Origin of the sequence: Nocardioides panacihumi (genome assembly GCF_039530925.1) — a bacterium.
GTDB lineage: Bacteria > Actinomycetota > Actinomycetes > Propionibacteriales > Nocardioidaceae > Nocardioides > Nocardioides panacihumi.
The window spans coordinates 370,007-392,290 of the sequence record NZ_BAAAPB010000002.1 but is presented as its reverse complement, the minus strand read 5'-3'; the positions used below and the strand labels follow the sequence as shown (position 1 = coordinate 392,290).

Sequence of the window (22,284 nt, the reverse complement as noted above, 5' to 3'; positions counted from 1 at the left end):
ATCACCCGAAGAGGTTGTCGAAGTCGGTCCGGACGCCGGCCTTGACCGTCGCCTTGCCGCTGGCCGGGAGGAGGCCGAAGGCGAGCTCGCCGTTGCCCTGGCTGAAGAGGATCTTCTGCGCGTCCTGCTGGCTGACCGCCAGCGTCAGGAGGGTGCGGGGCAGCTGCTCGGTGGTCTGGGCGCCCGTCTGGTCGGTGGTGGTGGTCGACACGGGCGTGGTCGAGCCGACGCCGATCACGGTCACCTGCGGCAGCAGGAGCTCGGTGAACGGCTTGCCGGCCTTGGAGTCGGTGCCGTTGAGGAAGATCGCGACCGTCGAGCCCGGGTTCACGAAGCCGGCGACACGGGCCGGGTCGGTCAGGTTGACGGAGATGGCGATCTTGTCGTCGGGGATCTGCAGCGTCGAGACCGGCGCCACGGACGTGCCGAACTTGGACGAGATGATCTGCTCGCCCGGGTAGATCGTGGTGAGCGCGACCTTGCCCGACAGCGCCGCCAGGTCGACCTGGTGGTCGGGCAGCAGCGAGTTGTTGGTGACGGCCTTCTTGATGATCTTGCCCGCGCTGGACGCGGCCTCGATCGTCTCGCCGGCCTGGATCGGCTGCGTGGCGACGAGGACGTCGGTGGTCTGGAACTGATCCTCGGCCCGCGTGTCAGCGCCACGCACGTAGAGGAACACCAGGACCGCGCCGAGCGCTGCTACGAGTGCTGCGGCGACCACGAGGATTCTGCGTCGCTCCATCGACGACCTTTCGACTCAGGGGTCCATCCGAGCTCGGCCCCGCACTGGCGAGAACTGTAGGGACTCGGTGGTGCGGATGTGGCGGAACGGACGTCAAAGTCGTGGACCCCGGATCGACGGCTCGTGCGACGAGCGGCGCCTGCCCGGGCGGTCCCACGTAGGGCAGCGTGGAGTCCTCGTCCGGCATGGCCCGAACGGGTGGTGCGGGTAGTCCGTCCGGGGTCGGGAAACCACCCGCTCGGCGTCCACGATGTGAGACGCTTTTGAGGCCCGTCAGGCCTCGTAGAGCGCCTCGACCTGGTCGCGGAACTCCTTCATCACGACGTTGCGCTTGAGCTTGAGGCTCGGCGTCAGCTGGCCGCTCTCCTCGGTCCACACGTCCGGCAGGATCGCGAACTTGCGGATCGCCTCCGCCTTCGAGACCGCCTTGTTGGCGTCGTCGACCGCCACCTGGATCTCGGCGACGAGCTCCGGGTCGTCGATGAGGACGGCCAGGTCGACCGGTTTGCCGTGCGCCGCGGCCCACGCCGGCAGCGACTCGGAGTCGAGCGTGATGAGGGCGGCGATGAACGGCTGCCCGTCGCCGACGACGATGCACTGGTCGACGAGCGCGTGCGCGCGCAGCCGGTCCTCCAGGACGGCCGGCGCGACGTTCTTGCCGCCGGCGGTCACCAGGATCTCCTTCTTCCGTCCGGTGATCCGCACGAAGCCCTCGTCGTCGACCTCACCGAGATCGCCGGTGTGGAACCAGCCGTCGGTCGTGGCCTCGGCGGTGGCCTGCGGGTTCTTCCAGTAGCTGTGGAAGATCTGGCCGCCCTTGAAGAGCAGCTCGCCGTCGTCGGCGACCCGGACCGTGGTGCCCTCGAGTGGCCGGCCGACGGTGCCGATCTTGATCGCCTCGGGCATGTTCACGGTCAGCGCCGCGGTCGTCTCGGTCAGGCCGTAGCCCTCGAGCACGGTCAGCCCGAGGCCACGGTAGAAGTGGCCGAGCCGCTCGCCGAGCGGTGCGCCGCCGGAGACGGCGTACAGGCAGTTGCCGCCGAGCGCGGCGAGGAGCTTGCTGTAGACGAGGCGCGCGAAGACCGCGTGCTGCAGGCGCAGCACCAGCGGCACCCGGCCCTTCTCGCTGGCCCGGGAGTACGCGATCGACACCTCCGTGGCCTTGTCGAAGATCTTGCCGCGCCCGTCGGCGGCCGCCTTCTGCGAGGCGGTGTTGAAGACCTTCTCGAAGACCCTCGGCACGGCCAGGATGAACGTCGGCTTGAACTCGCCGAGGTCGTCGAGGAGGTTCTTGATGTCGGGGGAGTGGCCGAGCCTGGTGCGGGACTTCACGCAGCCGATCTGGATGATCCGGGCGAACACGTGCGCGAGCGGCAGGAAGAGCAGCGTGCTGCGGCCCTCGGTCTGGAAGAGCTCGTCGAGCTCGTGCACCGCGACACCCAGCTCGAACATGAAGTTCCCGTGGGTGAGCACGCAGCCCTTGGGGCGCCCGGTGGTGCCCGAGGTGTAGATGAGGGTGGCGGTGTCGGCCGGCGTGACCGACGTACGCCGCTTCTCGACCTCGTCGTCGGGGACGTCCGCGCCCAGGCGCGTGAGCACGTCGACGCCGTTGTCCGCGAAGGACCACACCTGGTTGAGCTCTGTCAGGTCGCCACGGATCTCGGCGATCCGTGCGACGTGCTCCGGGCCCTCCGCGACGACCGCCTTGGCGCCGGAGTCGGCGAGGATCCAGCGGACCTGCTCGACGGAGGAGGTCTCGTAGATCGGCACCGTCACGGCGCCGGCGAACCAGATCGCGTAGTCGAGCAGGGTCCACTCGTAGCGGGTCTTGGAGAACAGGGCGACCCGATCGCCCCGCTCGACGCCGGCAGCGACCAGGCCCTTGGCGACCGCGGTGACCTCGGCGAGGAACTCGGCTGACGTCACGTCCTCCCAGGCGCCGGTCCGGCCGCGACGGCTGAAGACGGCGAGGTCCGCTGCCTCCCGGGCGTTGACGACGACGTCGTCGGTGAGGTTGCCGACGTCCGGCAGGTCGATCGTCAACGGCGTGGAGAACTCGCGCACCAGGGGCCTCCCTGTCGGGGTTACTTGGAGGTAATCGCCCAGCAGATTACCGCCGCCGGGCCGGGCCGTGGCATCCGGTACGCTCGCCGGGCACGCCAGCCGCACCTGGCGACCCGCCCGCCGAGACTGCTGGGACTCCATCACATGGCTGAACAGACCACCTCCTCGATCGTCGTCGACGCCCCGCCGGCGGCGGTCATGGCCGTGATCGCGGACTTCGCCGCGTACCCCTCGTGGGCCAAGGGCGTGAAGGTGGCCGACGTCGAGTCGACCGGCGCCGACGGCCGGGCCAGCGAGGTGCACTTCGTGCTGGACGTGGCGCCGATCAAGGACAACTACACCCTCGCGTACACGTGGGACGGCGACCAGCAGGTCACCTGGACCCTGACGCGCGGCAACATGCTGCGGGCGCTGGACGGCGCCTACGTCCTGCGCGACCTCGGCGGGCGCACCGAGGTCACCTACCGGCTGGCCCTCGACCTCACGATCCCGCTCATCGGCATGCTCAAGCGCCGCGGCGAGAAGATCCTCATCGAGACGGCGCTGCGGGGGCTGAAGACGCGCGTCGAGTCGGTGTCTTGAGGGTCATCCTCTTCACCGGCAAGGGCGGCGTCGGCAAGTCGACGCTGGCGGCGTCGACCGCCGCGCTGGCCGCCGCTTCCGGCAAGCGGACGCTGGTCCTCTCGACCGACGCCGCGCACTCGCTCTCCGACGCGTTCGGCACGCCGGTCGGCGCGGAGCCGACGCTCGTCGCCCCGAACCTGTACGTCGAGCAGGTCGACGCCCAGCTCCGGTTCGAGCAGTCCTGGGCCGACATCCAGCGCTACCTCCTGTCGGTGCTCGACGTCGCCGGCATGGACCCGGTCGCGGCCGAGGAGCTGACCGTGATCCCCGGGGCCGAGGAGGTGCTCGCCCTGCTCGAGCTGCGGCTGCGTGCCCGCTCGGGTGAGTGGGACGTCATCGTCGTCGACTGCGCTCCCACGGCCGAGACGCTCCGGCTGCTGGCACTGCCGGAGGCGCTCGGCTGGTACATGGCCCGCGTGTTCCCGATGCAGCGCCGCCTCGTCAAGGCGCTCAAGCCGGTCCTCACCCGTGCCGCCGGCGTCCCGATGCCGGGCGAGACGGTCTTCGACGCGCTGCAGCGGCTGCACGACGAGCTGCTCGAGGTGCGCGACCTCCTGACCGGTCCGACGGCGAGCGTCCGCCTGGTGCTGACCCCCGAGACCGTCGTGGTGGCTGAGGCCAGGCGCTCCTACACGATGCTGTCGCTCTACGGCTACCGCGTCGACGGCGTCGTCGCCAACCGGGTCTTCCCTGCCGACGGGGCGGACGACTGGCGGGCCGGCTGGGTGGTCGCCCAGGACGAGGTGCTGGTCGACGTGGACGCGTCGTTCCCCGGGCTGCCGCTGTGGCGCTCGACCTACCGGCCGCGCGAGCCGGTCGGCGTACAGGCTCTCGAGGTGCTGGCGCGCGAGGTGTACGCCGGTCAGCCGGCCGACCCACTCGCCCCGCCGACGGGCGACGGCCCGTTCCGCGTGACCCGCAACGCGACCGGCGCGGTCGCCCATCTCGCGCTGCCCGGTGCCACGAAGGACCAGGTCCACCTGGCCCGCAACGGCGACGACCTCGTCGTCACCGTCGGCTCCTACCGCCGCCTGATGACCCTGCCGCAGGGCATCGCCCGGCTCAGGATCGCGGGCGCGAGGGTGGAGGCCGGTGAGCTGCAGGTGCGCTTCGTGGAAGGATCAGCACGCTCGGGCGGAGAGTCCGGCGAAGAAGCCGGTGATCGGGCCGACGGATCGAAGGGACGGAAGAGGCAGTGACGGGTTCGGACCAGGACCCTGCCGGCGGGCAGGACCGGATCGGGTCGGCGGCCGAGGAGGCGGCGAAGCTGTTCGGCGCGCTCTCGGGCTGGGCCAGCGACCTGGGCCAGAACCTCGACACCCACCTCGCGACCGGCGCGGCGGAGTGCACGTACTGCCCCATCTGCCGCACCGTCCACGTCTTCCGCGAGGCGAGCCCCGAGATCAAGACGCACCTGGCGAGCGCCGCGGCCTCGCTGATGCAGGCCGCGGCCGGCGTGCTCGCTGCCGTTGCGGCGTCGTCCGCCCCCGCGAGCGACAGGTCGGCGGAGGTCGAGAACATCGATCTCGACAACGGCGGAGACTGGCCGGAGTCGGAGCGACCGGAGACAGAGCAACCGGAGGAGGGGCAGTGAGTCTGGCCTGTGGAGTGGACGTCGGCGGGACCAAGATCCTGGCCGGCGTCGTCGACGACGAGGGCACGATCGTCGAGGAGGCCCGGGTCGAGTCCCCGGCGACCGACGTCGACGCCATCACGACCGCCGTCGCGGGTCTGGTGGACGACCTCGCGAAGCGGCACGACTTCGCGCACGTCGGCGTCGGCGCGGCCGGCTACATCGACAAGGCGCGCAGCACGGTCCTCTTCGCTCCCAACATCGCGTGGCGAGACGTCGACCTGCGCGCCCACCTCGAGGACCGCACCGGCAAGGCCGTCGTCATCGAGAACGACGCCAACGCCGCCGCCTGGGGCGAGTTCACGTACGGCGCCGGGGCCGACATCGACGACTTCCTGCTGATCACCGTCGGGACCGGGGTCGGTGGCGGACTGGTGCTCGACGGCGCGCTCTACCGCGGCGCCTTCGGGATCGGTGCCGAGATCGGCCACATGCGGGTCGTGCCGGGCGGCATCCTGTGCGGCTGCGGCAACCTCGGCTGCTTCGAGATGTACGCCAGCGGCAACGCGCTCGTCCGGATGGCCCGCGAGGCGGCCGAGGCCGGGCGCGCCGACGACCTGCTCAAGCGTGCGGGCGGCTCCGTGGAGTCGATCAACGGTCCACTCGTGACGGCCGCGGCCCGCGAGGGCGACTCCGTGGCGATCGCGCTGCTCGGTGAGCTCGGGCGGTGGCTGGGCGAGGGCATCGCGTCCCTCACCGCCGTGCTCGACCCGGCGACCGTCGCGATCGGCGGAGGGGTCTCCGAGGCCGACGAGCTGCTGCTCGAGCCGGCCCGCGAGGGCTTCCTGAGCCAGCTGACCGGCCGGGGTCACCGCCCCGAGCTGGTGATCCGGAAGGCCACGCTCGGAGACCGGGCCGGCCTCATCGGCGCCGCCGACCTGGCCCGCCGGTGAGTCGAGCGGACTGCGCGACAGCGTGACGCTCTACATCGGCGTCGACATCGGCGGCACGAAGGTGCTCGCCGGTGAGGTGCTGCCCGACGGCACCGTCGGGCGGACGGCGCGGCGCTCGACCCCCGGCCGGCTCGTCGACGTCACCCTCGTCGAGGACGCGCTGACCGAGGCCGTGCAGGAGGTCGCCGACGGACGGCGGATCGACGGCGTCGGCCTCGCGGCGGCCGGGTTCGTCGACGCCGCCGGAGAGCGGGTCATGTTCGCGCCGCACCTGCCGTGGCGGATGGACCCGACCCGTGCCCGGCTGGAAACGCGCTGGGGCGTGCCCGTCGCGCTCGACAACGACGCCAACTGCGCGGCCCGCGCCGAGTACGCCTTCGGGGCGGCCCGTGGCTACACCGACGTCGTCATGATCACCCTCGGCACCGGTATCGGCGGCAGCCTCGTGCTCGGCCGGACGCTGCTGCGCGGCCACAACGGCATGGCCGGCGAGTTCGGCCACATGCAGGTCGTCCCCAACGGCCAGGCGTGCGAGTGCGGCGGCACGGGCTGCTGGGAGCAGTACTGCAGCGGCAACGCCCTGGTCCGCTTCGCGCGGGCCCGCCTGGACGGCCGTCAGACGCTGCTCGACGACGCGTGCGGCGGGGACCCCGCCGCCCTGACCGGTCCGATGGTCACCGACGCCGCCCGGCTCGGTGACCCGGTCGCGCTCGAGGCCTTCGCCTCCGTCGGTGGCTGGCTGGGTGTCGGAGCCGCGAACCTGATCGCGGCCTTCGACCCCGAGCTCGTCGTCGTCGGTGGTGGGGTCTCCGCAGCCGGAGACCTGCTTCTCGAGCCGGCGAGGGTGGCGCTCGCCGAGTCGCTGGTGGGTGCCGGGCACCGCGAGATCCCGACCCTGCAGCAGGCTCGGTTCGGCCCGGAGGCCGGCATCGTCGGCGCCGCCGACCTGGCCCGCGCCGAGGCCGTCCGGCCGATGTTCCGACGCCGGCGCGGCGAGCTCGTCAGGCGGGCACGGCGCCGGGAGCGGCTGCAGCGCTTCCGCGACCTGGTGACGCCCGAGACCGCTGCTACAGCCTCGCGCCGTCGTCCCAAGGGTCGTCGCGGTCCTTCGGCATCGTGACGACCAGGTAGCCGAAGCCGCCGAGGAAGGCCGCGACCAGCAGCCACCCGAACCAGTGGGGGACCGACATGTTCGTCGCGGTCACCACGACGGTCGCGATGAGCGCGAGCACGGGCGCGCCGAGGACACCGGACCACGCCGCGGTCCGCGCGGGGCCGAGATGGATCGGCTCAGGCTCCGGCGGCACGAAGCCGTCGTCGACCGGGTCGGACGGCGCCTCGAAGGCCTCGTCGACGTCGTCGCCGAACTCCCCGAACCGGATCGAGTACGCCGGTCCCGACTCGGTCGCGGGCTCGACCGCTGCGGCGTCCGGCGGCAGCTCCGCCCGGTCGCCGTAGTTCTCAACGATCTCGCGCCAGGCCGCCAGGTCCGGGTCGTTGGGTTCCTCCGTCTGCGGCACGCCGCCGAGCCTAGTCCGCGGTCACCCTCGCGACGAACGCGGCCGACTCGTCGAAGATCCGCTGCGCGTCGTTGTCGAGCGTCGCCACGTGGTAGCTGTTCTCGAGCCTGATGACGGTGACGTCCGTCGAGCCGATCTGACGCAGGATGATCGGCTCGGACACCTCGTCGACGACGTGGTCCTCGGTCGAGCGGAGATAGAGCAGCGGCGCGGTGACCTTGGCCAGGTCCGGGACGAGCAGCTTCAGCGCCTGGAACAGCGTGTGGATGGCCTTGAGGGGTGTGTGCAGGTAGGACTGCTCGACGGCGTCGGCCTTCTTGATGTCGCTGCCGATGCCCTTCAGTGCGGGCACGACGTGCTTGAGCACGGGCAGCAGCTTCACGTCGAACCGCTTGGTCGCCACGATCGGGTTGACCACCACGACGCCGCTGACCTGATCGGCGTGGTCGGCGGCGAGCCGCAGCGACAGCGCGCCGCCCATGGACAGTCCGGCGACGACGACGGCGTCGTTCTCCGCGGCGAGCTGCTCGAAGACGCGCTCCACCTCGCCGTACCAGTCGGCCCACGACCGGGTGTTCAGGTCGCGCCAGTCGGTCCCGTGCCCGGGGAGTCGCGGCACCTCGACGGCGTACCCCAGCTCGGCGAGGTGCTCGCCCCAGGCCCGCATGGAGCCGGGCGAGCCGGTGAAGCCGTGGGTGAGCAGGACGCCGATCCGGCGGCCGCCGGTCAGCTCGGGACGGGCAGGAAGGGAGAGGGGCTCGGCGCCGGCGAGCACGGGCGGGGTAGTCGTCACAGGTGCATTCTGCAAGGATTCGGCTGTGTTCGTGAGGGTGTTCTACTCGGTGCTCAAATGGGTGGCCATCGGCCCATGGCTGAAGCTCGTCTTCCGACCGCGCGTGGAGGGCGCCGAGAACGTCCCCGCGGAGGGCCCCGCGATCCTGGCGGGCAACCATCTGTCCTACGCCGACTGGCTGTTCATGCCGCTCGGCCTGCCCCGGATGGTGCGCTTCGTCGCGAAGGCGGAGTACTTCACCGAGCCCGGCGTGAAGGGCTGGTTCAAGAAGACGTTCTTCTCCGGCACCGGCAACGTGCCGATCGACCGCTCCGGCGCCGATGCGGCCGAGGGGGCGCTGCTCGCCGCGCGCAAGGTGCTCGACGAGGGGGAGCTGTTCGGCATCTACCCCGAGGGCACCCGTTCGCACGACGGCCGGCTCTACCGCGGCAAGACCGGCGTCGCCCGGCTCGCACTCATCACCAAGGCGCCGGTCATCCCCGTCGCTGTGCTGAAGACCGACGAGGTGGCCCCTCCGGGCAAGGCCTTCGGCCGCTTCGCCCAGCCGACCGTGCGATTCGGCAAGCCGCTCGACTTCTCCCGCTACGACGGCCTGGAGAACGACCGCTACATCCTGCGCTCGATCACCGACGAGATCATGTACGAGATCATGAAGCTCTCCGGCCAGGAGTACGTCGACATGTACGCCAGCCGCGCCAAGGAGCTCGCCAAGCAGCAGGCGCCCGAGGCGCACGACAAGCCGGCCGCTTGACCATCCACCAGTCGCACCCGTTCCCGACGCCGGACGACCCGGTACGCCGGCTGCGGGGGCGGCTCGGCGGGACGGTGACGCTCTGGACGTCGTCCCGTGCCGGGGAGGGCGCCGGCCTGACCGTGTCGTCGCTCATGGTCGCCAACGGCGATCCGGCCCGCCTGCTGGCGCTGCTCGACCCCGACAGCGACCTGGCCGAGACGTTGAGCGAGACGGGCCGGGCCGTCGTACAGCTGCTGTCGTGGCGGCACCGTGATCTCGCCGACGCGTTCGCCGGGACCGCGCCGGCCCCGGGCGGCCCCTTCCGGATGGGGGACTTCGAGGAGACCGCGTGGGGGCCGCGGCTCGCCGACGCCACCACCTGGGCGGGTGTCGCGCTGGAGTCGGCCACGTCGGTGGGATGGTCCGAGCTCGTCACGGTGGTCCTCGAGGAAATCGTGGTGGGCGAGGAGGACGAGCCGCTCCTCCACCGGCGCGGGAGGTACGTGCGATGAGCGTCGACGGCTACCTGGCCCGGCTGGGCGTCGAGCGTCGCCCCGAGCCCAGCGCGGCGACGCTCGTCGACCTGCACCGTCGCCACCTCGACGCGGTGCCCTACGAGAACCTGGCCATCATGCTGGGTGCCCCGACCTCGGCCGACCCGGCCGAGACGCTGGCGCGGATCGCCGACGGCGGGAACGCCGGCTACTGCTTCCACCACAACGGCGCCGTCGAGCTGGTGCTGCGCGAGCTGGGCTTCACCGTCGAGCGGCACCCGGCATCGATGCTCCAGGAGGTGGGCTCCTCAGGCGAGCTCGACCACCTCGTGCTCGTCGTCAGCGGCCTTCCGACACCGGAGAACCCGGGTGGGCGCTGGTGGCCCGACCTCGGCTACGGCGATGGGTTCCGCGATCCGCTGCCCCTTGTCGCGGGGGTGCACCGACAGGGGACGTTCGTCTACCGCATCGCGCGGCTCTCCGAGCGCGGCTGGACCTTCCACCACGACCCGTCCAACAGCTTCCTGGGCAGCCTCGTCGGGCCTGTGGGTGTGTCGCAGGCGGACGTCGACGCCAACCACGCACGGCTCTCGACCCCGCCCGACGGCGCCTTCACGCGACTCCTCGTCGTGCAGCGCCGCGACGAGCGTGGAGCCGAGACCCTGCGCGGCATCCGGCACCTGCGCGCCGGCGAGGGCGCCTTCGCCCGCGACCTCCGTGCCTACGACGACTGGCGACGCGTGATCGCCGGCCTCGGCGTCTCGCTGGCCGGTGTCGACGAGGACGCGTTGCGCCTCCTGCACCGGCGGATGCTGGTCGCCCACGAGGACTGGCTCGTCCGTGGCTGACCTGCTGCCGATCGCCGACGAGCTCTACGCGCTGCCCCTGGCCGCGTTCACGCCGGCGCGCGACGCCCGCGTCAAGGAGCTCGACGACCCGGCGGTCAAGGCCGCGGTCAAGGCACTGCGCAAGCCGTCGCTGGCGGCCTGGGTCGTCAACCTGCTCGTGCGCCACGAGACCGAGCAGGTCGAGCAGGTGCTCGCGGTCGGTGAGGCCCTCCGCTCCGCGGCCGCCGGGATGGACGCCGCGCAGCTGCGCGAGCTGACCAAGCAGCGACGCCAGCTGACGGCCGCCGTGACTGCGCGGGCCCGGGCGGTCGCTCGCGAGCGTGGCGTGAGGGTGACCGACTCCGTGGCCGACCAGGTGGAGGCCACGCTGACGGCGGCGATGCTCGACCCCGGCGCCGCCGCGGCGGTCCGAAGCGGGCTGCTCGTCGCACCGCTCGCCGCGACCGGGGTCGATGCGGTCGACGCGGCCGCGGCGGTCGCGGTGCCGGAGGCGCTCGGGTTCGCGGCCGCGCCGGTGTCACGGGAGCTGCGCGTCGTACCCGATCCGGATCCGGGGGAGGCCGAGCAGGCACGCTGGGAGAAGGCGCTGGAGGAGGCACGCGCCGCTCTCGACGAGGTCCGCGAGGAGCACGAGGAGGCGCAGGCGGAGGTCAAGGCGCTGGAGGCCCGTGCGCTCCAGGTCGCCGCGGAGCTCGAGGAGGCGCGTCGCCGGGTGGCGGACCTCGAGGAACGGGCCGAGGAGGTCGACGACGAGCTCGCGGAGGCGGAGGAGACGCGCGACGTCGCGGCCGACCAGCTCGCCGATGCCCAGGCCGAGGTCGACCGGCTGCAGGGCGAGGCGCCGCGCTAGGACCCGCTAGGCCTGCGCCCACCCGCGCGACCGCTCCACGGCGTCGCGCCACCGGGAGTACGCCGCATCGGCGGCGTCGCGCGAGGCGGCGGGCGCGAACTCCCGGTCGACCGACCAGGTGGCGCGCAGGTCGTCGGTGGAGGACCACACGCCCGTCCCGAGACCGGCGAGGAACGCCGCGCCGAGGCCGGTCGTCTCGACCTGCTTCGGGCGGGTCACGGTGACGCCGAGCTGGTCGGCCTGGAGCTGGCAGAGCAGGTCGTTGGCCGCCGCCCCGCCGTCGACGCGCAGCGAGGAGAGGGCCGGCATCGTCTCCAGCACGTCGCGGACCTCGAACGCGATCGCCTCGAGCGTCGCGCGGATCAGGTGGGCGCGGGTGGTCCCGCGGGTGATGCCCACGATCGTGCCGCGGGCTTTCGGGTCCCAGTACGGCGCGCCCAGACCGGTCAGCGCCGGGACGAACACAACATCGCCGCTGTCGGGCACCGTGCTCGCGATGGCGTCGGTCTCGGCGGCCGACCCGACGATCTGGAGACCGTCGCGCAGCCACTGCACCGCAGCGCCGGTCACGAAGATCGCGCCCTCCAGAGCGTAGGTGAGCTCGCCCGCCGGTGAGCGCCACGCGGCGGTCGAGAGCAGTCCGGCGTCGGACCGCTCGATCGTGGAGCCGGTGTTGGTGAGGACGAAGGATCCGGTGCCGTAGGTGCACTTGGCGTCCCCGGCCTCGAAGCAAGTCTGTCCGAACAGTGCCGACTGCTGGTCGCCCGCCAGGCCGGCGATCGGCAGCTCGAGGCCCAGGAACGTGCGCGGGTCGGTGACCATCGGCGCGCCCCAGTTGGGCACGAGCTCCGGCAGCGCGTCGCGCGGGACGCCGAAGAGCCCGCACATCTCGTCGGACCAGTCGCCCGCGGCCAGGTCGAGGAGCAGGGTGCGGCAGGCGTTCGACACGTCGGTGACGTGCCAGACCCCGCGTGTCATCCGGGCGACGAGATAGGACTCCACCGTGCCGATCGCGTAGCGCCCGGCCTGCACCAGCGACCAGGTGTGCGGCTCGTGCTCGGCGATCCAGGCGAGCTTGGTGGCGGAGAAGTACGGGTCCAGCCGAAGCCCGGTCACCTCGGTCACCCGGGGCTCGTGGCCAGCCTCGCGCAGGCGGTCGCAGATGGCGGTCGTCCGCCGGTCCTGCCAGACGATCGCCCGCCGCGGCGAGCCGAGCGTCTCGCGGTCCCACAGCAGCACCGTCTCGCGCTGATTGGTGATCCCGAGCGCGGTCAGCGGGCCGTCGTACGACGCGACGGCCTGGTGCGTCGCGGCCAGGGTCGCCGCCCAGATCTCCTCGGGGGAGTGCTCCACCCAGCCCGGCTGAGGGAAGTGCTGCGGGAACTCCTGGTAGCCGCGAGCGACGATCGCCCCGTCCGGCGTCACGACGAGAGCGGTGACTCCCGTGGTGCCGGCGTCGATCGCCAGGACGCTCATGAGCCTCGGACGATCGCGAGGATCTGCTCGTCGATCCAGGAGAGGTCGTCGGCCACCCGCATCTCGTAGTTCTCGCTGCCGACCCACGCCAGGAAGTCGCGGGCGCCCTGAGCGCGCGCGAACGCCTCGAGTTCGGCCTCGATCTCTGGCGTGACCGGCACCTTCTCGGCCTCGGTCGAGGCGGTCAGGTACAGGTCGTTGAGGTCGAGCAGCCGAAGCAGCTCGGGGATGGGTGCTGCATGGTCGTCGACGCGCAGGTCGACGGCGATGTCGTCTCCGCCGTCGTACCCGGCGTCCTCGCGTACGACGAGCACCGCCGCGCTCTGCCGGCCCCGGCTGTCGCCGCCGGCCTGGTCGCCCGCGGCAAGCGCGGCGAGCAGCCGCCGGGCCAGCGGTGCTTCCGGGTCGGAGCCGAGCCACGCGGCCTCCATCGCCTCGACCACCTCGGAGCCGGTGAGGATGTTGCCCTGGATGGCGTAGCCGTCGCCGGTCAGGGACCCGGCCCAGTCCAGGCATGCCGGCCCGGTGTGGGAGGCGGCGTTGCCGTCGACGTCGACGATCCCGACCTGGCGCTGGTCGCGTCCGTCGTCCTCCTCCAGGAGGCGCTGCAGCGCGACCGACGCCGTCGCGCCGTCGTCGAGGTGAGCGAGGGCCTGACCCTTGTAGGCGACGTTGGCGTGCGCCTGGGTGGCGATGGCGCCGACCCCGGCGACAGCGGCAGGCACGGCCGATCCCACGGCCAGGAACTTGGAGGCGACTGCCACGCCCCACGACTCACCGTCGGCGGAGCGGGCCACGATCGAGAAGGTCATGGGCCGACCATAGTGGCGTGGCACGCTCGCCAGAGGTTGACACCTCGTGTCAGGCTGTGAGCGAGATCACATACAAGGAGGTCGGCATGCGCGTCGGAGTCCTGACCGGGGGTGGCGACTGCCCCGGCCTGAACGCAGTCATCCGGGCGGTCGTGCGCAAGGGCGTATCGGTCCACGGCTTCGACTTCGTCGGCTACCGCGACGGCTGGAAGGGGCCGCTGGAGGGGCTGACCATGGAGCTCGGGATCGAGCAGTGCCGCGGGATCCTTCCTCGCGGCGGCACCATCCTCGGCTCCAGTCGCACCAACCCGCTGAAGGTCGCCGACGGCGTACGACGGATCCACGACCAGCTCACCGCCGACGGCGTCGACGCGCTCGTGGCCATCGGCGGCGAGGACACGCTCGGCGTGGCGACCGAGCTCGCCGAGGAGGGCGTCCGGGTCGTCGGCGTGCCGAAGACGATCGACAACGACCTCTCGGGCACCGACTTCACGTTCGGCTTCGACACGGCCGTCAACATCGCCACGGAGGCGATCGACCGGCTGCACACGACCGCCGAGTCCCACCACCGTGTCCTCGTCGTGGAGGTGATGGGACGCCACGCCGGCTGGATCGCGCTGCACAGCGGCATCGCCGGGGGCGCGAACATCGTGCTGATCCCGGAGCAGCCCTTCGACATCGACGAGGTATGTGCTCTCGTGAAGAGCCGCTTCGAGTCGCGCTACGCGCCGATCCTGGTCGTCGCCGAAGGGGCGGTCCCGCGCGACGGCTCCGGCATGACGCTGCAGGACGGCGAGCTCGATGCCTTCGGTCACGTGCGGCTCGGCGGTATCGGAGACCGGCTCGCGCACGAGATCGAGCAGCGGGTCGGGTGCGAGGCGCGCGCCGTCGTGCTCGGGCACGTCCAGCGCGGCGGCACCCCGACGGCCTTCGACCGCTGGCTCGCGACCCGGCTGGGCCTGCACGCGATCGACGCCGTCGCCGACGGCGAGTTCGGCGTGATGACGGCCCTGCGGGGCGCCACGATCGTGCGGGTGCCGCTCTCGGTGGCCACCGGCGAGCTCAAGCTGGTCAGCCCCGAGGAGTACGCCGAGGCGCAGGTCTTCTTCGGCTGAGCGTGTGCGTCGCGCTGCCGCGCGAACTATCACCGTGACGGTTTGGGCGATGGGTGACAGCTGTGAAGTGTCACCGGTCGCGCGAACTATCACCGTGACAGTTGCGAACTGTCACCGTGACAGTTCGGGCGACGGGTGACACCTACGAAGTGTCACCGGTCGCGCCAACTATCACCGTGACAGTTTGCGAGGGGCCCCGGCACACGGCTACGGGATCAACACGACCTTGCCACCCGAGTGTCCCTCGGCGACGAACCGGTGGGCATCAGCGACGTCGGTGAGCGGGAAGGTCCTGCTCACCCGGACCTTGATGGATCCGTCGCCGGCCAGCCGGACCAGCTCGGCACGGGCCGCGTTGCGGATCTGAGTGCCGGGATCGGCACCGGGGCCGCCTCCGATGGCCCGGATGCCGGCATCGACCGCCGCCTGCCGGGGCGAGGCCGTGACGACTCGCTCGGGGTCGCCGACGAGCTCCAGCGAGACGGAGAGCGCCTCGTCGGTTCCGGCGAGGTCGACGGCGGCGGTGGGTCCCTCGGGGGCCAGCGCGCGGACCCGGTCGGCCAGCCCGTCGCCGTACGCGACAGGCTCCGCGCCGAGCTCGCGCAGCAGGTCGGCGGAGCGCTCGCTGCCGGTGCCGATGACGCGTACGCCGCGCAGCCGGGCGAGCTGCACGAGCTGCTGGCCGACGCCGCCGGCCGCGGCGTGCACGAGCAGCGTGTCACCCTCGCCGACGCCGGAGGCTTCGAGGGCGTGCGCGGCCGTCGCGCCGACGAGCAGCAGTCCGGCGGCCTCCTCGAACGGGAGGGACGCCGGCTTGCGGAAGACGTTGGTCGCCTTGGTGATCAGCTCGGTGGCGTACCCGCCTGAGACGCGGTACGCGAGCACCTCGTCCCCGGCCGAGAGGCCGGTCACGTCGGTGCCGACCTCGGCGATCACGCCGGAGATCTCGCTGCCGAGCCGCAGCGGGAGCGGAGGCCGTCCGAAGACGCCCTCGCGCAGCTTCACGTCGGCCGGGTTCACGCCGGCGGCGCGGACCGTGATCCGCACCTCGCCGGGGCCCGGGGAAGGAACGTCGGTCTCGACCACGTCGAGCACCTCAGGTCCGCCGAAGTCACGTGCCACCACCATCGTCGCCATGCGGGCGACCCTAGCCGTCGATGTCGGCGACCAGAGCCAGGTGGTCCGACACCGGCAGCCGGCGTACCGATGACCGGGCCCGCAGCGGGGGGTCGGCGAGGATGTGGTCCAGCTGCACGCTCGGCGTGTCCCACGGGAACGTGAGGTGGTCGGCGATGCTCGTCAGCCCCGTCGCCAGCGCCGCGCGGTCGGGACCCATGTTGAGGTCGCCGGTGAGCAGCAGCGGGCGGGGCAGATGGGCGAGCGAGCGTGTCAGCAGCCGCAGCTGCCGACCGTTCCACCAGCGCACGTACGACAGGTGCGTGTTGGCGATCGTCATCGAGCCGAGCGGCGTGTCGACCACGGCGGCGACGGCGACCCGCGGCTCGTCGCGGACCACCGACGGCAGCCTCCGCCCGGGATGCCGCACCGGCGCGGGGACCGGTACGGCGGGCAGGCGCACGGTCTCCCACGCGGACACCGGGTAGCGCGACAGCAGCGCGATGCCGTACGCCGCGCTGTCAGGCTGTTCCTCGCCCGTCGCCGCGGTCCAGGTCGCCCCGGGCGTGCCGGCGAGCGATGCGACGAACAGGTGCTCCTCGGCGCCTGTCGCCTCGGCCGCGACCGCCGTGAGGTCGGCCCGCCCGGAGCGGGGCTGGAACCGGTCGACCTCCTGCAGCGCGAGGACGTCCGCGTCGAGGCTATTCACCGCCGCGGCGAAGGAGGCGATGTCCACCTCATGCCGGTCTGGTGAGCGCCCGTTCAGGATGTTGAAGGTGACGACGCGCATGCGGGGCTGGTACCCGGGTAACGGCGAGGGATGCCGGAGGTCAGGCTCGACATCAGAGGAGCCCAGCGGGACCTGAGGGAGGCGCTCAAGCTCGTCGCCGTCACGCTCAAGCAGGATGACGCGCCGTTCGCGCTGACCGGGGGCTACGCGCTCTGGGCACGCGGCGGGCCGGAGCCCGAGCACGACGTCGACTTCATGGTCGCCGAGGCCGATGCGCCGCTCGTCATGGCGCGACTGGCCGAGCAGGGACTGCAGGTCGTCCAGCCGCCGGAGGACTGGTTGTTCAAGGTCTTCGTCGGGGAGGGGGAGTCGCCGGCCATGGTCGACATCCTGTTCCGCAGTGCGGGCGTCCCTGTCGAGCGGAGCCACTTCGACGGCGTCGACGAGATCGAGGTCGAGTCGGTGTCGATGCCGGTCCTGCCCGCCACCACGCTGATGAGCGACAAGCTCAACGCGATGGAGGAGCACGCCTGCGACTTCGGCAAGGCGCTCCCGGCCGCGCGCGCGGTGCGCGAGCAGGTCGACTGGGCGGTCGTGCGCACCGAGACGAAGGCGAACGACTTCGCCTACGCGTTCCTCGTCCTGCTGGAGCGGCTGGGGATCATCCCGCCCGCCTGATGGCCGACGTTCGTTCGTGGGGTCCTGGTCGCCGTACCCTGATGCGGTGACATCCGAGATCCCGAGCATCGCCGATCTGCACGCGCTGGGCGCGGCTCAGCAGCCGGCCTACCCCGACGCCGAGGCCGTGCAGGCCGCCGTCGACAAGCTGCGCACCAAGCCGCCGCTCGTCTTCGCAGGCGAGTGCGACGACCTCACCGGGCGGATCGCGGCCGTGACCCGGGGCGAGGCGTTCATCCTGCAGGGCGGCGACTGCGCCGAGACGCTGGCCGGGGTGACCGCCGACAACGTGCGGGCGAAGCTGCGGGTGCTGCTGCAGATGGCGGTCGTGCTCACGTACGCCGCCTCCGTGCCGGTCGTGAAGATCGGCCGCCTCGCCGGGCAGTACGCCAAGCCCCGCTCGAACGACTCCGAGACCCGCGAGGGTGTCACGCTGCCGGCGTACCGCGGCGACGCCGTCAACGGCTACGACTTCACCCCGGAGTCGCGGGTGCCGGACCCGCAGCGCCTGGTGGACGTCTACAACGCCTCCGCCGCGACCCTCAACCTGGTGCGCGCGTTCGTCACCGGTGGCTACGCCGACCTGCGCCAGGTCCACACCTGGAACCAGGACTTCGTCAAGGGCTCGCCGTTCGCGGCCAAGTACGAGGCTCTGGCGGGCGAGATCGACCGGGCGATGGCGTTCATGCAGGCCATCGGCGTCGCGGACCCCGACGAGTTCCACCGCGTCGACTTCCACTCCTCGCACGAGGCGCTGATCCTCGAGTACGAGCACGCACTCACCCGCATCGACTCCCGCACCCAGCAGCCCTACGACGTCTCCGGGCACTTCGTCTGGATCGGCGAGCGCACCCGCCAGATCGACGGCGCCCACGTCGAGCTGCTCTCGCGCATCAAGAACCCGATCGGCGTCAAGCTCGGCCCGTCCACGAGCCCCGACGACGCGATCTCTCTCGCGGCCAAGCTGAACCCCACCAACGAGCCCGGCCGGCTCACCTTCATCACCCGCTTCGGCGCGAGCAGGATCCGCGAGGGTCTGCCGCCGATCATCGAGAAGGTCACGGCCGAGGGTCTGCAGGTCGCTTGGATCACCGACCCGATGCACGGCAACACCTTCGAGGCGCCCTCGGGCTACAAGACCCGCAACTTCGACGACGTGCTCGACGAGGTGCAGGGCTTCTTCGACGTGCACCGCGCGCTCGGCACCTGGCCGGGTGGACTGCACGTCGAGCTCACCGGCGACAACGTCACCGAGTGCCTCGGCGGCGGCGAGATGCTCACCGACGCCGACCTGGCCCACCGCTACGAGTCGGTCTGCGACCCTCGGCTGAACCGGGTGCAGTCGCTGGAGATGGCCTTCCTCGTCGCCGACATGCTCCGCAAGGCCTGAGGCTCGCCCCGGGGCCCGCCGACATCCGGGTTGTGGCTCGCTGAGATCGGGGTTGTGGGTCACCAACGACGGTTCGAGTACGACGGTCGCAGCGCCGCTGCGAGCCGGGCGAGCCACCGATCCAGCGCGAGGCCGGTGAAGTCACCTTCGCGGAGGACGATGACCGTCCATCCGTGGGCGCGCAGCCACGCCCGGCGAGCGGTGTCGTGCTCACGCTGCTCGGCGGTCAGATCGTGCGCGTCGCGGCCGTCGTACTCCACCGCGACCCGGAGTCTGCGGTAGGCGAAGTCGAGGCGATAGGTCGGCACTCCGTCGATCTCGATCCAGACCTGCGGCTCGGGAAGGGGAAGCCCGGCGTCGTGGATCGCCAACAGCGTCCACGACTCGCGGACGGACTCGACGCGCGGCTCGATGAGAGGGATGAGCGCCCTGAGCTGGCGTACGCCGCGGCGCCCGCGGAATCGGCGAGCGACCTCGGCCGTCAGCTGCTGCGGCGTGATCGCGTGCCGGCGGGCGAACTCGTTCAGTGCGGCGTAGGCCTCGCGGCGCCGGAGCAGACAGCCCAGATCGAGGGCAGTGCGAACGGGCGTCGTCACACGTAGACCGTGGATCACCATGATGTCGACGGCTTGGAGGTCGCGTTGGTGGCCGTCGACGTCGACCCGCTCGGTGTTGTGTCGGCCCTTGAGCGTGCATGTCTCGATCGGGGGAAGCACGTCGAGCTCCGCGGCCGTCAACACGTCGACCTCGTGCAACCAAGCGGCGGTCCGGTCGCAGACGACGTGGTGCTCGTCGACGGCGATCGCCACCGCCTGCGCCCGAAGCAGCACGGTGTCGGCGGCATCGGCCCGGACGTAGATCCCCCGCAGCAGGCGACGGACCTGTCCGGTCTCGATCATCTGTCGCAGGTGGGCGCGCGAGAGCTCGAGGCTGGACAGGTCTGAGGCGCGGAACGGGGTCTCGGGAAGGGTGGCAAGGTCCATGACCAGACTCTGGAGCGAGCCGGAGATCGCGAGAGTGGTCGACGACATCGCCTGTGGACGGCGTACGCCGCTCGCGGGTTGTGGATGGCAAGTGGCCCCGCGCTGCGCCACAACCCGGATCTCGGCGGGCCACAACCCGGATCTCGGCGGGCCACAACCCGGATCTCGGCGGGCCACAACCCGGATCTCGGCGGGCCACAACCCGGATCTCGGCGGGCCACAACCCGGATCTCGGCGTCAGCCCCAGACCAGGTGGACGATCTCGTCGCCGTCCTGCAACGTCGAGCGGTTGCCGGAGTCGACGAAGCCGGCGCCGAGGTAGAGCCGCCGGGCGCGCCGGTTGTCGGCGCGGGTCCAGACAGAGAGTCGCGGCCAGCGCGTCTGCAGGTCGCGGAGCAGCTTCGTGCCGACGCCGGAGCCCCACACGGCCGGGTCGACGAAGACCATCGAGATGTGGCCGGTGGCGGGATCGGGGGAGCCGCCGTCGACGTAGGTCTCGGCCAGCGCCATGCCGGCCGGCCGTTCGCCGTAGTGGGCGAGCAGCACGAGCTCGCCGGTCTCGAGCTTCTCGCGGACGCGCGCGGTGCGCACGGCGCCGGCCGGACGACGGTGCGTGGCGTCGGCGGCCGTCCAGATCGCCATCACCGCGTCGAGGTCCTCGGCCGAGGCGGCGGCGACGGTGATGCGGGGCACCTCGGTGAGGATACCCAGGTCGGGGCTCAGCCGGCGGTGCCTGAGAGCGCGATCTCGCTGATGGGGGTCATGTTCCGCGCCGCGGCGCCCTTGCCCGGGGCGGTGACCTCGACCAGGCGAAGGCGGACGGTCTTGGCGGTCACGTGGACCGCGGTCGTCTGCACGTCAGTCGTCTGGCGCAGGTCCTGGGTGACGGACGTGCCGTCGTCGAAGAGCCACTCGACCCGGAGGATCCGACGGTTGCCGGCGTACCAGTCGACACGGCCCGCGCCCTGGCCGCTCGCCTTCGCGTAGCCGTTGATGAGGCCGACCTGCGTGAGGTGCGTCCGCTTGGCGAGCGTGAAGGTCAGCTCCTTGCCCGTGCCGTCGCCGGGCATCTCCCAGGCGGTGGTGGGATCGCCGTCGAGCATGTTCGAGGCGTCGTACGTCGTCTTGTTGCCCGCCGTGTCGACGCCCGGCGCCCTGGTCAACGGCGCCGAGGCGGTCGCGGTCGCGGCCACGTCGTCGGCCCCGCCCGCGGCCCCGGCGGTCGGCGTCGGGACGTCCTTGCGGCCGGAGTCCGACGAACCGCCGTGCAGGAGGAGCCACGCTCCGGCCAGGAGCGCGACCACGACGACCGCCGCCAGGGCGAGCCAGAACGTGCCCGGCACGCGGCGCGGCGGCACCACCGGGACGGACGGCAGCCGCACCTGGGTCTCGGTCGGCGTCGACGCGGAGGCGCCGACCGACTCGACGGGTGCCATGAGGACCCGACCCGACGTGTTGACGGTGACGGAGTCGACCTCGTCGGCGAAGAGCGGATAGCGCACACCGTCCGCCGGGAGCTGCGGGGCGGGCAGCGGCTCGACCGGGACGGTCGTGCCGCAGCTCGGACAAGTGCGGCTGGCCCCGAGCTCATGGCCACACTGCATGCAGAACTTCATCGCACGGCAGGTTACGCCAAGATCCGTGCTCGCTCCGAAGCGTCGACGCGGCCGAGCAGTCCCGGCATCGTCCGGACCGCGCCCGCCAGCTCGCGCAGCTCGCTGCCCAGAAGCGCCTGCGGACCGTCGCACAGGGCGTCCTCGGGGTGGGGGTGGACGTCGACGATGATGCCGTCCGCGCCGACGCCGATCGATGCCCGCGACAGGGGCACGACGAGCTCCTTGCGGCCGGCCGCGTGCGACGGGTCGACGATGATCGGGAGGTGGGAGGTCGCCTGCACGACCGGCACCGCGGAGATGTCGAGGGTGTTGCGGGTCGACGGCTCGAACGTGCGGATGCCCCGCTCGCACAGCACGATGTCGAGGTTGCCGCGCTGGGCGACGTACTCCGCGGCCATCAGCCACTCCTCGATCGTGGAGCTGAAGCCCCGTTTGAGCAGGACCGGCTTGCCCGCGTTGCCGACCGCCTGGAGCAGCCCGAAGTTCTGGGCGTTGCGGGTGCCGATCTGCAGCATGTCGGCATGCTCGGCCACGACCGCGACGTCACGCGCGTCGACGACCTCCGTGACGATCGGGAGCCCGGTCGCAGCCCGTACGTCGGCGAGGATCTCGAGGCCGCGGACGCCCAGCCCCGGGAAGGCGTACGGCGACGTGCGCGGCTTGAACGCGCCTCCCCGCAGGATCGTCGCGCCCGCCGCCTTGGCCATCTGCGCGGCCTCGAGCGTCTGCTCCGGGGACTCGACGGCGCACGGGCCCGCCATGAACGTGAACGTGTCGGGCCCGATCGGCACGCCGCGCACCCAGACGGTCGATCGCTCGTGGTGATGCTGACGGCTCACCAGCTTGTACGGGTCGGAGATCCGGTGCACGTCCGCGACCCCGGCCAGCGTCCTCAGGTTGAGGTGGTGGAACGAGTCGATGTCGCCGACCAGTCCGATGATGGTGCGGGTGAGGCCCTTGCTGACGAACGCCTCACCGCCCACGCTCTCGACCCGCTCGACGACGCGCGCGATGTCCTCGTCGGTGGCGTCCGGAGCCATGACCACGACCATGATGTGTTCCTCTCGTCGGCCCGCCCGGCCCCGGATATGACGAACGCCCCGGGCACCGGCCGGGGCGTCTCGTTGGTGTGTGAGCGGTCCTTACGACAGGACGGCCCGCACGGGAGCTCCCG

General features: G+C 71.9%; 24 protein-coding genes. 12 read left to right on the top strand and 12 right to left on the bottom strand.

The genetic code is table 11. The annotated features are described in order from the left end of the window. Position 1: 1 nt before the first annotated feature. Positions 2-742: a Flp pilus assembly protein CpaB gene (gene cpaB / locus ABD205_RS11035; RefSeq protein WP_344044867.1), complete on the bottom strand. Its 741-nt coding sequence runs from the start codon at positions 740-742 to the stop codon at positions 2-4. A 273-nt stretch (positions 743-1,015) separates the two neighbouring features. Continuing rightward, a complete protein-coding gene (locus ABD205_RS11030) occupies positions 1,016-2,806 on the bottom strand; it encodes an AMP-dependent synthetase/ligase (RefSeq protein WP_344044866.1) in 1,791 nt (596 codons plus the stop codon). Between the two features lie 144 nt (positions 2,807-2,950). Between ABD205_RS11030 and ABD205_RS11025 the strand changes: the two genes are divergently transcribed. The 5 genes from ABD205_RS11025 to ABD205_RS11005 are packed head-to-tail and all read left to right on the top strand — an operon-like array spanning position 2,951 to position 7,076. Next, on the top strand, positions 2,951-3,388 hold the full coding sequence (locus ABD205_RS11025; RefSeq protein WP_344044865.1) for an SRPBCC family protein: 438 nt from the start codon (positions 2,951-2,953) through the stop codon (positions 3,386-3,388). Beyond that, positions 3,385-4,629, top strand: a complete 1,245-nt coding sequence (locus ABD205_RS11020) for an ArsA family ATPase (protein ID WP_344044864.1) — start codon at positions 3,385-3,387, stop codon at positions 4,627-4,629. Before ABD205_RS11025 ends, ABD205_RS11020 begins: the two co-directional genes overlap by 4 nt. Beyond that, entirely contained in the window at positions 4,626-5,024 is a 399-nt protein-coding gene (locus ABD205_RS11015) for a DUF5304 family protein (protein ID WP_344044862.1), read from the top strand. Before ABD205_RS11020 ends, ABD205_RS11015 begins: the two co-directional genes overlap by 4 nt. Further along, positions 5,021-5,956 (top strand): ROK family glucokinase, encoded by a 936-nt coding sequence (locus ABD205_RS11010; protein ID WP_344044861.1) that lies wholly within the window; start codon positions 5,021-5,023, stop codon positions 5,954-5,956. Before ABD205_RS11015 ends, ABD205_RS11010 begins: the two co-directional genes overlap by 4 nt. Before the next feature lie 22 nt (positions 5,957-5,978). Further along, complete coding sequence (locus ABD205_RS11005; protein ID WP_344044860.1) at positions 5,979-7,076, top strand: ROK family protein; 1,098 nt, start codon at positions 5,979-5,981, stop codon at positions 7,074-7,076. On the opposite strand, the gene ABD205_RS11000 is transcribed toward ABD205_RS11005, so the two are convergent. Together ABD205_RS11000 and ABD205_RS10995 are read right to left on the bottom strand one after the other, a co-directional pair. Continuing rightward, positions 7,024-7,476: a hypothetical protein gene (locus ABD205_RS11000; RefSeq protein WP_344044859.1), complete on the bottom strand. Its 453-nt coding sequence runs from the start codon at positions 7,474-7,476 to the stop codon at positions 7,024-7,026. The genes ABD205_RS11005 and ABD205_RS11000 overlap by 53 nt on opposite strands. 10 nt (positions 7,477-7,486) lie before the next feature. Next, positions 7,487-8,269, bottom strand: a complete 783-nt coding sequence (locus tag ABD205_RS10995) for an alpha/beta hydrolase (RefSeq protein WP_344044858.1) — start codon at positions 8,267-8,269, stop codon at positions 7,487-7,489. A gap of 25 nt (positions 8,270-8,294) precedes the next feature. Between ABD205_RS10995 and ABD205_RS10990 the strand changes: the two genes are divergently transcribed. From ABD205_RS10990 to ABD205_RS10975, 4 genes are read left to right on the top strand one after another with little or no spacing between them, the layout of a single operon-like run. Continuing rightward, positions 8,295-9,020 carry a lysophospholipid acyltransferase family protein gene (locus ABD205_RS10990; protein WP_344044857.1) on the top strand — a complete coding sequence of 242 codons (726 nt, stop codon included), beginning with the start codon at positions 8,295-8,297 and terminating at the stop codon, positions 9,018-9,020. Next, entirely contained in the window at positions 9,017-9,514 is a 498-nt protein-coding gene (locus ABD205_RS10985; RefSeq protein ID WP_344044856.1) for a flavin reductase family protein, read from the top strand. Before ABD205_RS10990 ends, ABD205_RS10985 begins: the two co-directional genes overlap by 4 nt. Beyond that, entirely contained in the window at positions 9,511-10,344 is an 834-nt protein-coding gene (locus tag ABD205_RS10980; protein WP_344044855.1) for an arylamine N-acetyltransferase family protein, read from the top strand. The genes ABD205_RS10985 and ABD205_RS10980 overlap by 4 nt, the downstream gene beginning before the upstream one ends. Next, positions 10,337-11,194: a coiled-coil domain-containing protein gene (locus ABD205_RS10975; protein ID WP_344044854.1), complete on the top strand. Its 858-nt coding sequence runs from the start codon at positions 10,337-10,339 to the stop codon at positions 11,192-11,194. The genes ABD205_RS10980 and ABD205_RS10975 overlap by 8 nt, the downstream gene beginning before the upstream one ends. A 6-nt stretch (positions 11,195-11,200) precedes the next feature. On the opposite strand, the gene ABD205_RS10970 is transcribed toward ABD205_RS10975, so the two are convergent. Both ABD205_RS10970 and ABD205_RS10965 read right to left on the bottom strand, forming a co-directional pair. Further along, positions 11,201-12,670: an FGGY family carbohydrate kinase gene (locus tag ABD205_RS10970; protein WP_344044853.1), complete on the bottom strand. Its 1,470-nt coding sequence runs from the start codon at positions 12,668-12,670 to the stop codon at positions 11,201-11,203. After that, the gene (locus ABD205_RS10965) at positions 12,667-13,482 is read right to left on the bottom strand and encodes a DUF1028 domain-containing protein (RefSeq protein WP_344044852.1); all 816 of its coding nucleotides are present in this window, start codon (positions 13,480-13,482) and stop codon (positions 12,667-12,669) included. The genes ABD205_RS10970 and ABD205_RS10965 overlap by 4 nt, the downstream gene beginning before the upstream one ends. A gap of 56 nt (positions 13,483-13,538) precedes the next feature. On the opposite strand from ABD205_RS10965, the gene ABD205_RS10960 reads away from it, so the two are divergent. Continuing rightward, positions 13,539-14,597, top strand: coding sequence for a 6-phosphofructokinase (locus tag ABD205_RS10960; protein ID WP_344044851.1), 1,059 nt, complete (start codon positions 13,539-13,541; stop codon positions 14,595-14,597). A 207-nt stretch (positions 14,598-14,804) separates the two neighbouring features. Here the strand turns inward: ABD205_RS10960 and ABD205_RS10955 are convergent, their stop codons facing one another. Together ABD205_RS10955 and ABD205_RS10950 are read right to left on the bottom strand one after the other, a co-directional pair. Further along, positions 14,805-15,734 (bottom strand): NADP-dependent oxidoreductase, encoded by a 930-nt coding sequence (locus tag ABD205_RS10955; protein WP_344044850.1) that lies wholly within the window; start codon positions 15,732-15,734, stop codon positions 14,805-14,807. Positions 15,735-15,744: 10 nt separating this feature from the next. Next, positions 15,745-16,503 (bottom strand): endonuclease/exonuclease/phosphatase family protein, encoded by a 759-nt coding sequence (locus ABD205_RS10950; protein WP_344044849.1) that lies wholly within the window; start codon positions 16,501-16,503, stop codon positions 15,745-15,747. A gap of 30 nt (positions 16,504-16,533) precedes the next feature. Between ABD205_RS10950 and ABD205_RS10945 the strand changes: the two genes are divergently transcribed. Next, positions 16,534-17,121 (top strand): hypothetical protein, encoded by a 588-nt coding sequence (locus ABD205_RS10945; RefSeq protein WP_344044848.1) that lies wholly within the window; start codon positions 16,534-16,536, stop codon positions 17,119-17,121. 46 nt (positions 17,122-17,167) lie between these two features. Next, positions 17,168-18,511, top strand: a complete 1,344-nt coding sequence (locus tag ABD205_RS10940) for a class II 3-deoxy-7-phosphoheptulonate synthase (RefSeq protein WP_344044847.1) — start codon at positions 17,168-17,170, stop codon at positions 18,509-18,511. A 59-nt stretch (positions 18,512-18,570) separates the two neighbouring features. Here ABD205_RS10940 and ABD205_RS10935 read toward each other — a convergent pair whose 3' ends face one another. The 4 genes from ABD205_RS10935 to aroF all read right to left on the bottom strand — a co-directional run bounded on the left by ABD205_RS10935 (position 18,571) and on the right by aroF (position 22,162). Beyond that, entirely contained in the window at positions 18,571-19,494 is a 924-nt protein-coding gene (locus tag ABD205_RS10935; protein WP_344044846.1) for a DUF559 domain-containing protein, read from the bottom strand. Between the two features lie 237 nt (positions 19,495-19,731). Next, entirely contained in the window at positions 19,732-20,187 is a 456-nt protein-coding gene (locus ABD205_RS10930) for a GNAT family N-acetyltransferase (RefSeq protein ID WP_344044845.1), read from the bottom strand. 26 nt (positions 20,188-20,213) lie between these two features. Beyond that, on the bottom strand, positions 20,214-21,098 hold the full coding sequence (locus ABD205_RS10925; RefSeq protein WP_344044844.1) for an NADase-type glycan-binding domain-containing protein: 885 nt from the start codon (positions 21,096-21,098) through the stop codon (positions 20,214-20,216). A 23-nt stretch (positions 21,099-21,121) separates the two neighbouring features. Next, positions 21,122-22,162, bottom strand: a complete 1,041-nt coding sequence (gene aroF, locus ABD205_RS10920) for a 3-deoxy-7-phosphoheptulonate synthase (protein WP_344044843.1) — start codon at positions 22,160-22,162, stop codon at positions 21,122-21,124. Between the last annotated feature and the right edge of the window lie 122 nt (positions 22,163-22,284).

Bases quoted from the DNA above. Each gene is read 5' to 3' on its own strand.
- cpaB (WP_344044867.1), bottom strand. From the start codon at position 742: ATGGAGCGACGCAGAATCCTCGTGGTCGCCGCAGCACTCGTAGCAGCG.
- ABD205_RS11025 (WP_344044865.1), top strand. From the start codon at position 2,951: ATGGCTGAACAGACCACCTCCTCGATCGTCGTCGACGCCCCGCCGGCG.
- ABD205_RS10980 (WP_344044855.1), top strand. From the start codon at position 9,511: ATGAGCGTCGACGGCTACCTGGCCCGGCTGGGCGTCGAGCGTCGCCCC.
- ABD205_RS10970 (WP_344044853.1), bottom strand. From the start codon at position 12,670: ATGAGCGTCCTGGCGATCGACGCCGGCACCACGGGAGTCACCGCTCTC.
- ABD205_RS10965 (WP_344044852.1), bottom strand. From the start codon at position 13,482: ATGACCTTCTCGATCGTGGCCCGCTCCGCCGACGGTGAGTCGTGGGGC.
- ABD205_RS10955 (WP_344044850.1), bottom strand. From the start codon at position 15,734: ATGGCGACGATGGTGGTGGCACGTGACTTCGGCGGACCTGAGGTGCTC.
- ABD205_RS10950 (WP_344044849.1), bottom strand. From the start codon at position 16,503: ATGCGCGTCGTCACCTTCAACATCCTGAACGGGCGCTCACCAGACCGG.
- ABD205_RS10945 (WP_344044848.1), top strand. From the start codon at position 16,534: ATGCCGGAGGTCAGGCTCGACATCAGAGGAGCCCAGCGGGACCTGAGG.
- ABD205_RS10935 (WP_344044846.1), bottom strand. From the start codon at position 19,494: ATGGACCTTGCCACCCTTCCCGAGACCCCGTTCCGCGCCTCAGACCTG.
- ABD205_RS10925 (WP_344044844.1), bottom strand. From the start codon at position 21,098: ATGCAGTGTGGCCATGAGCTCGGGGCCAGCCGCACTTGTCCGAGCTGC.
- aroF (WP_344044843.1), bottom strand. From the start codon at position 22,162: ATGGTCGTGGTCATGGCTCCGGACGCCACCGACGAGGACATCGCGCGC.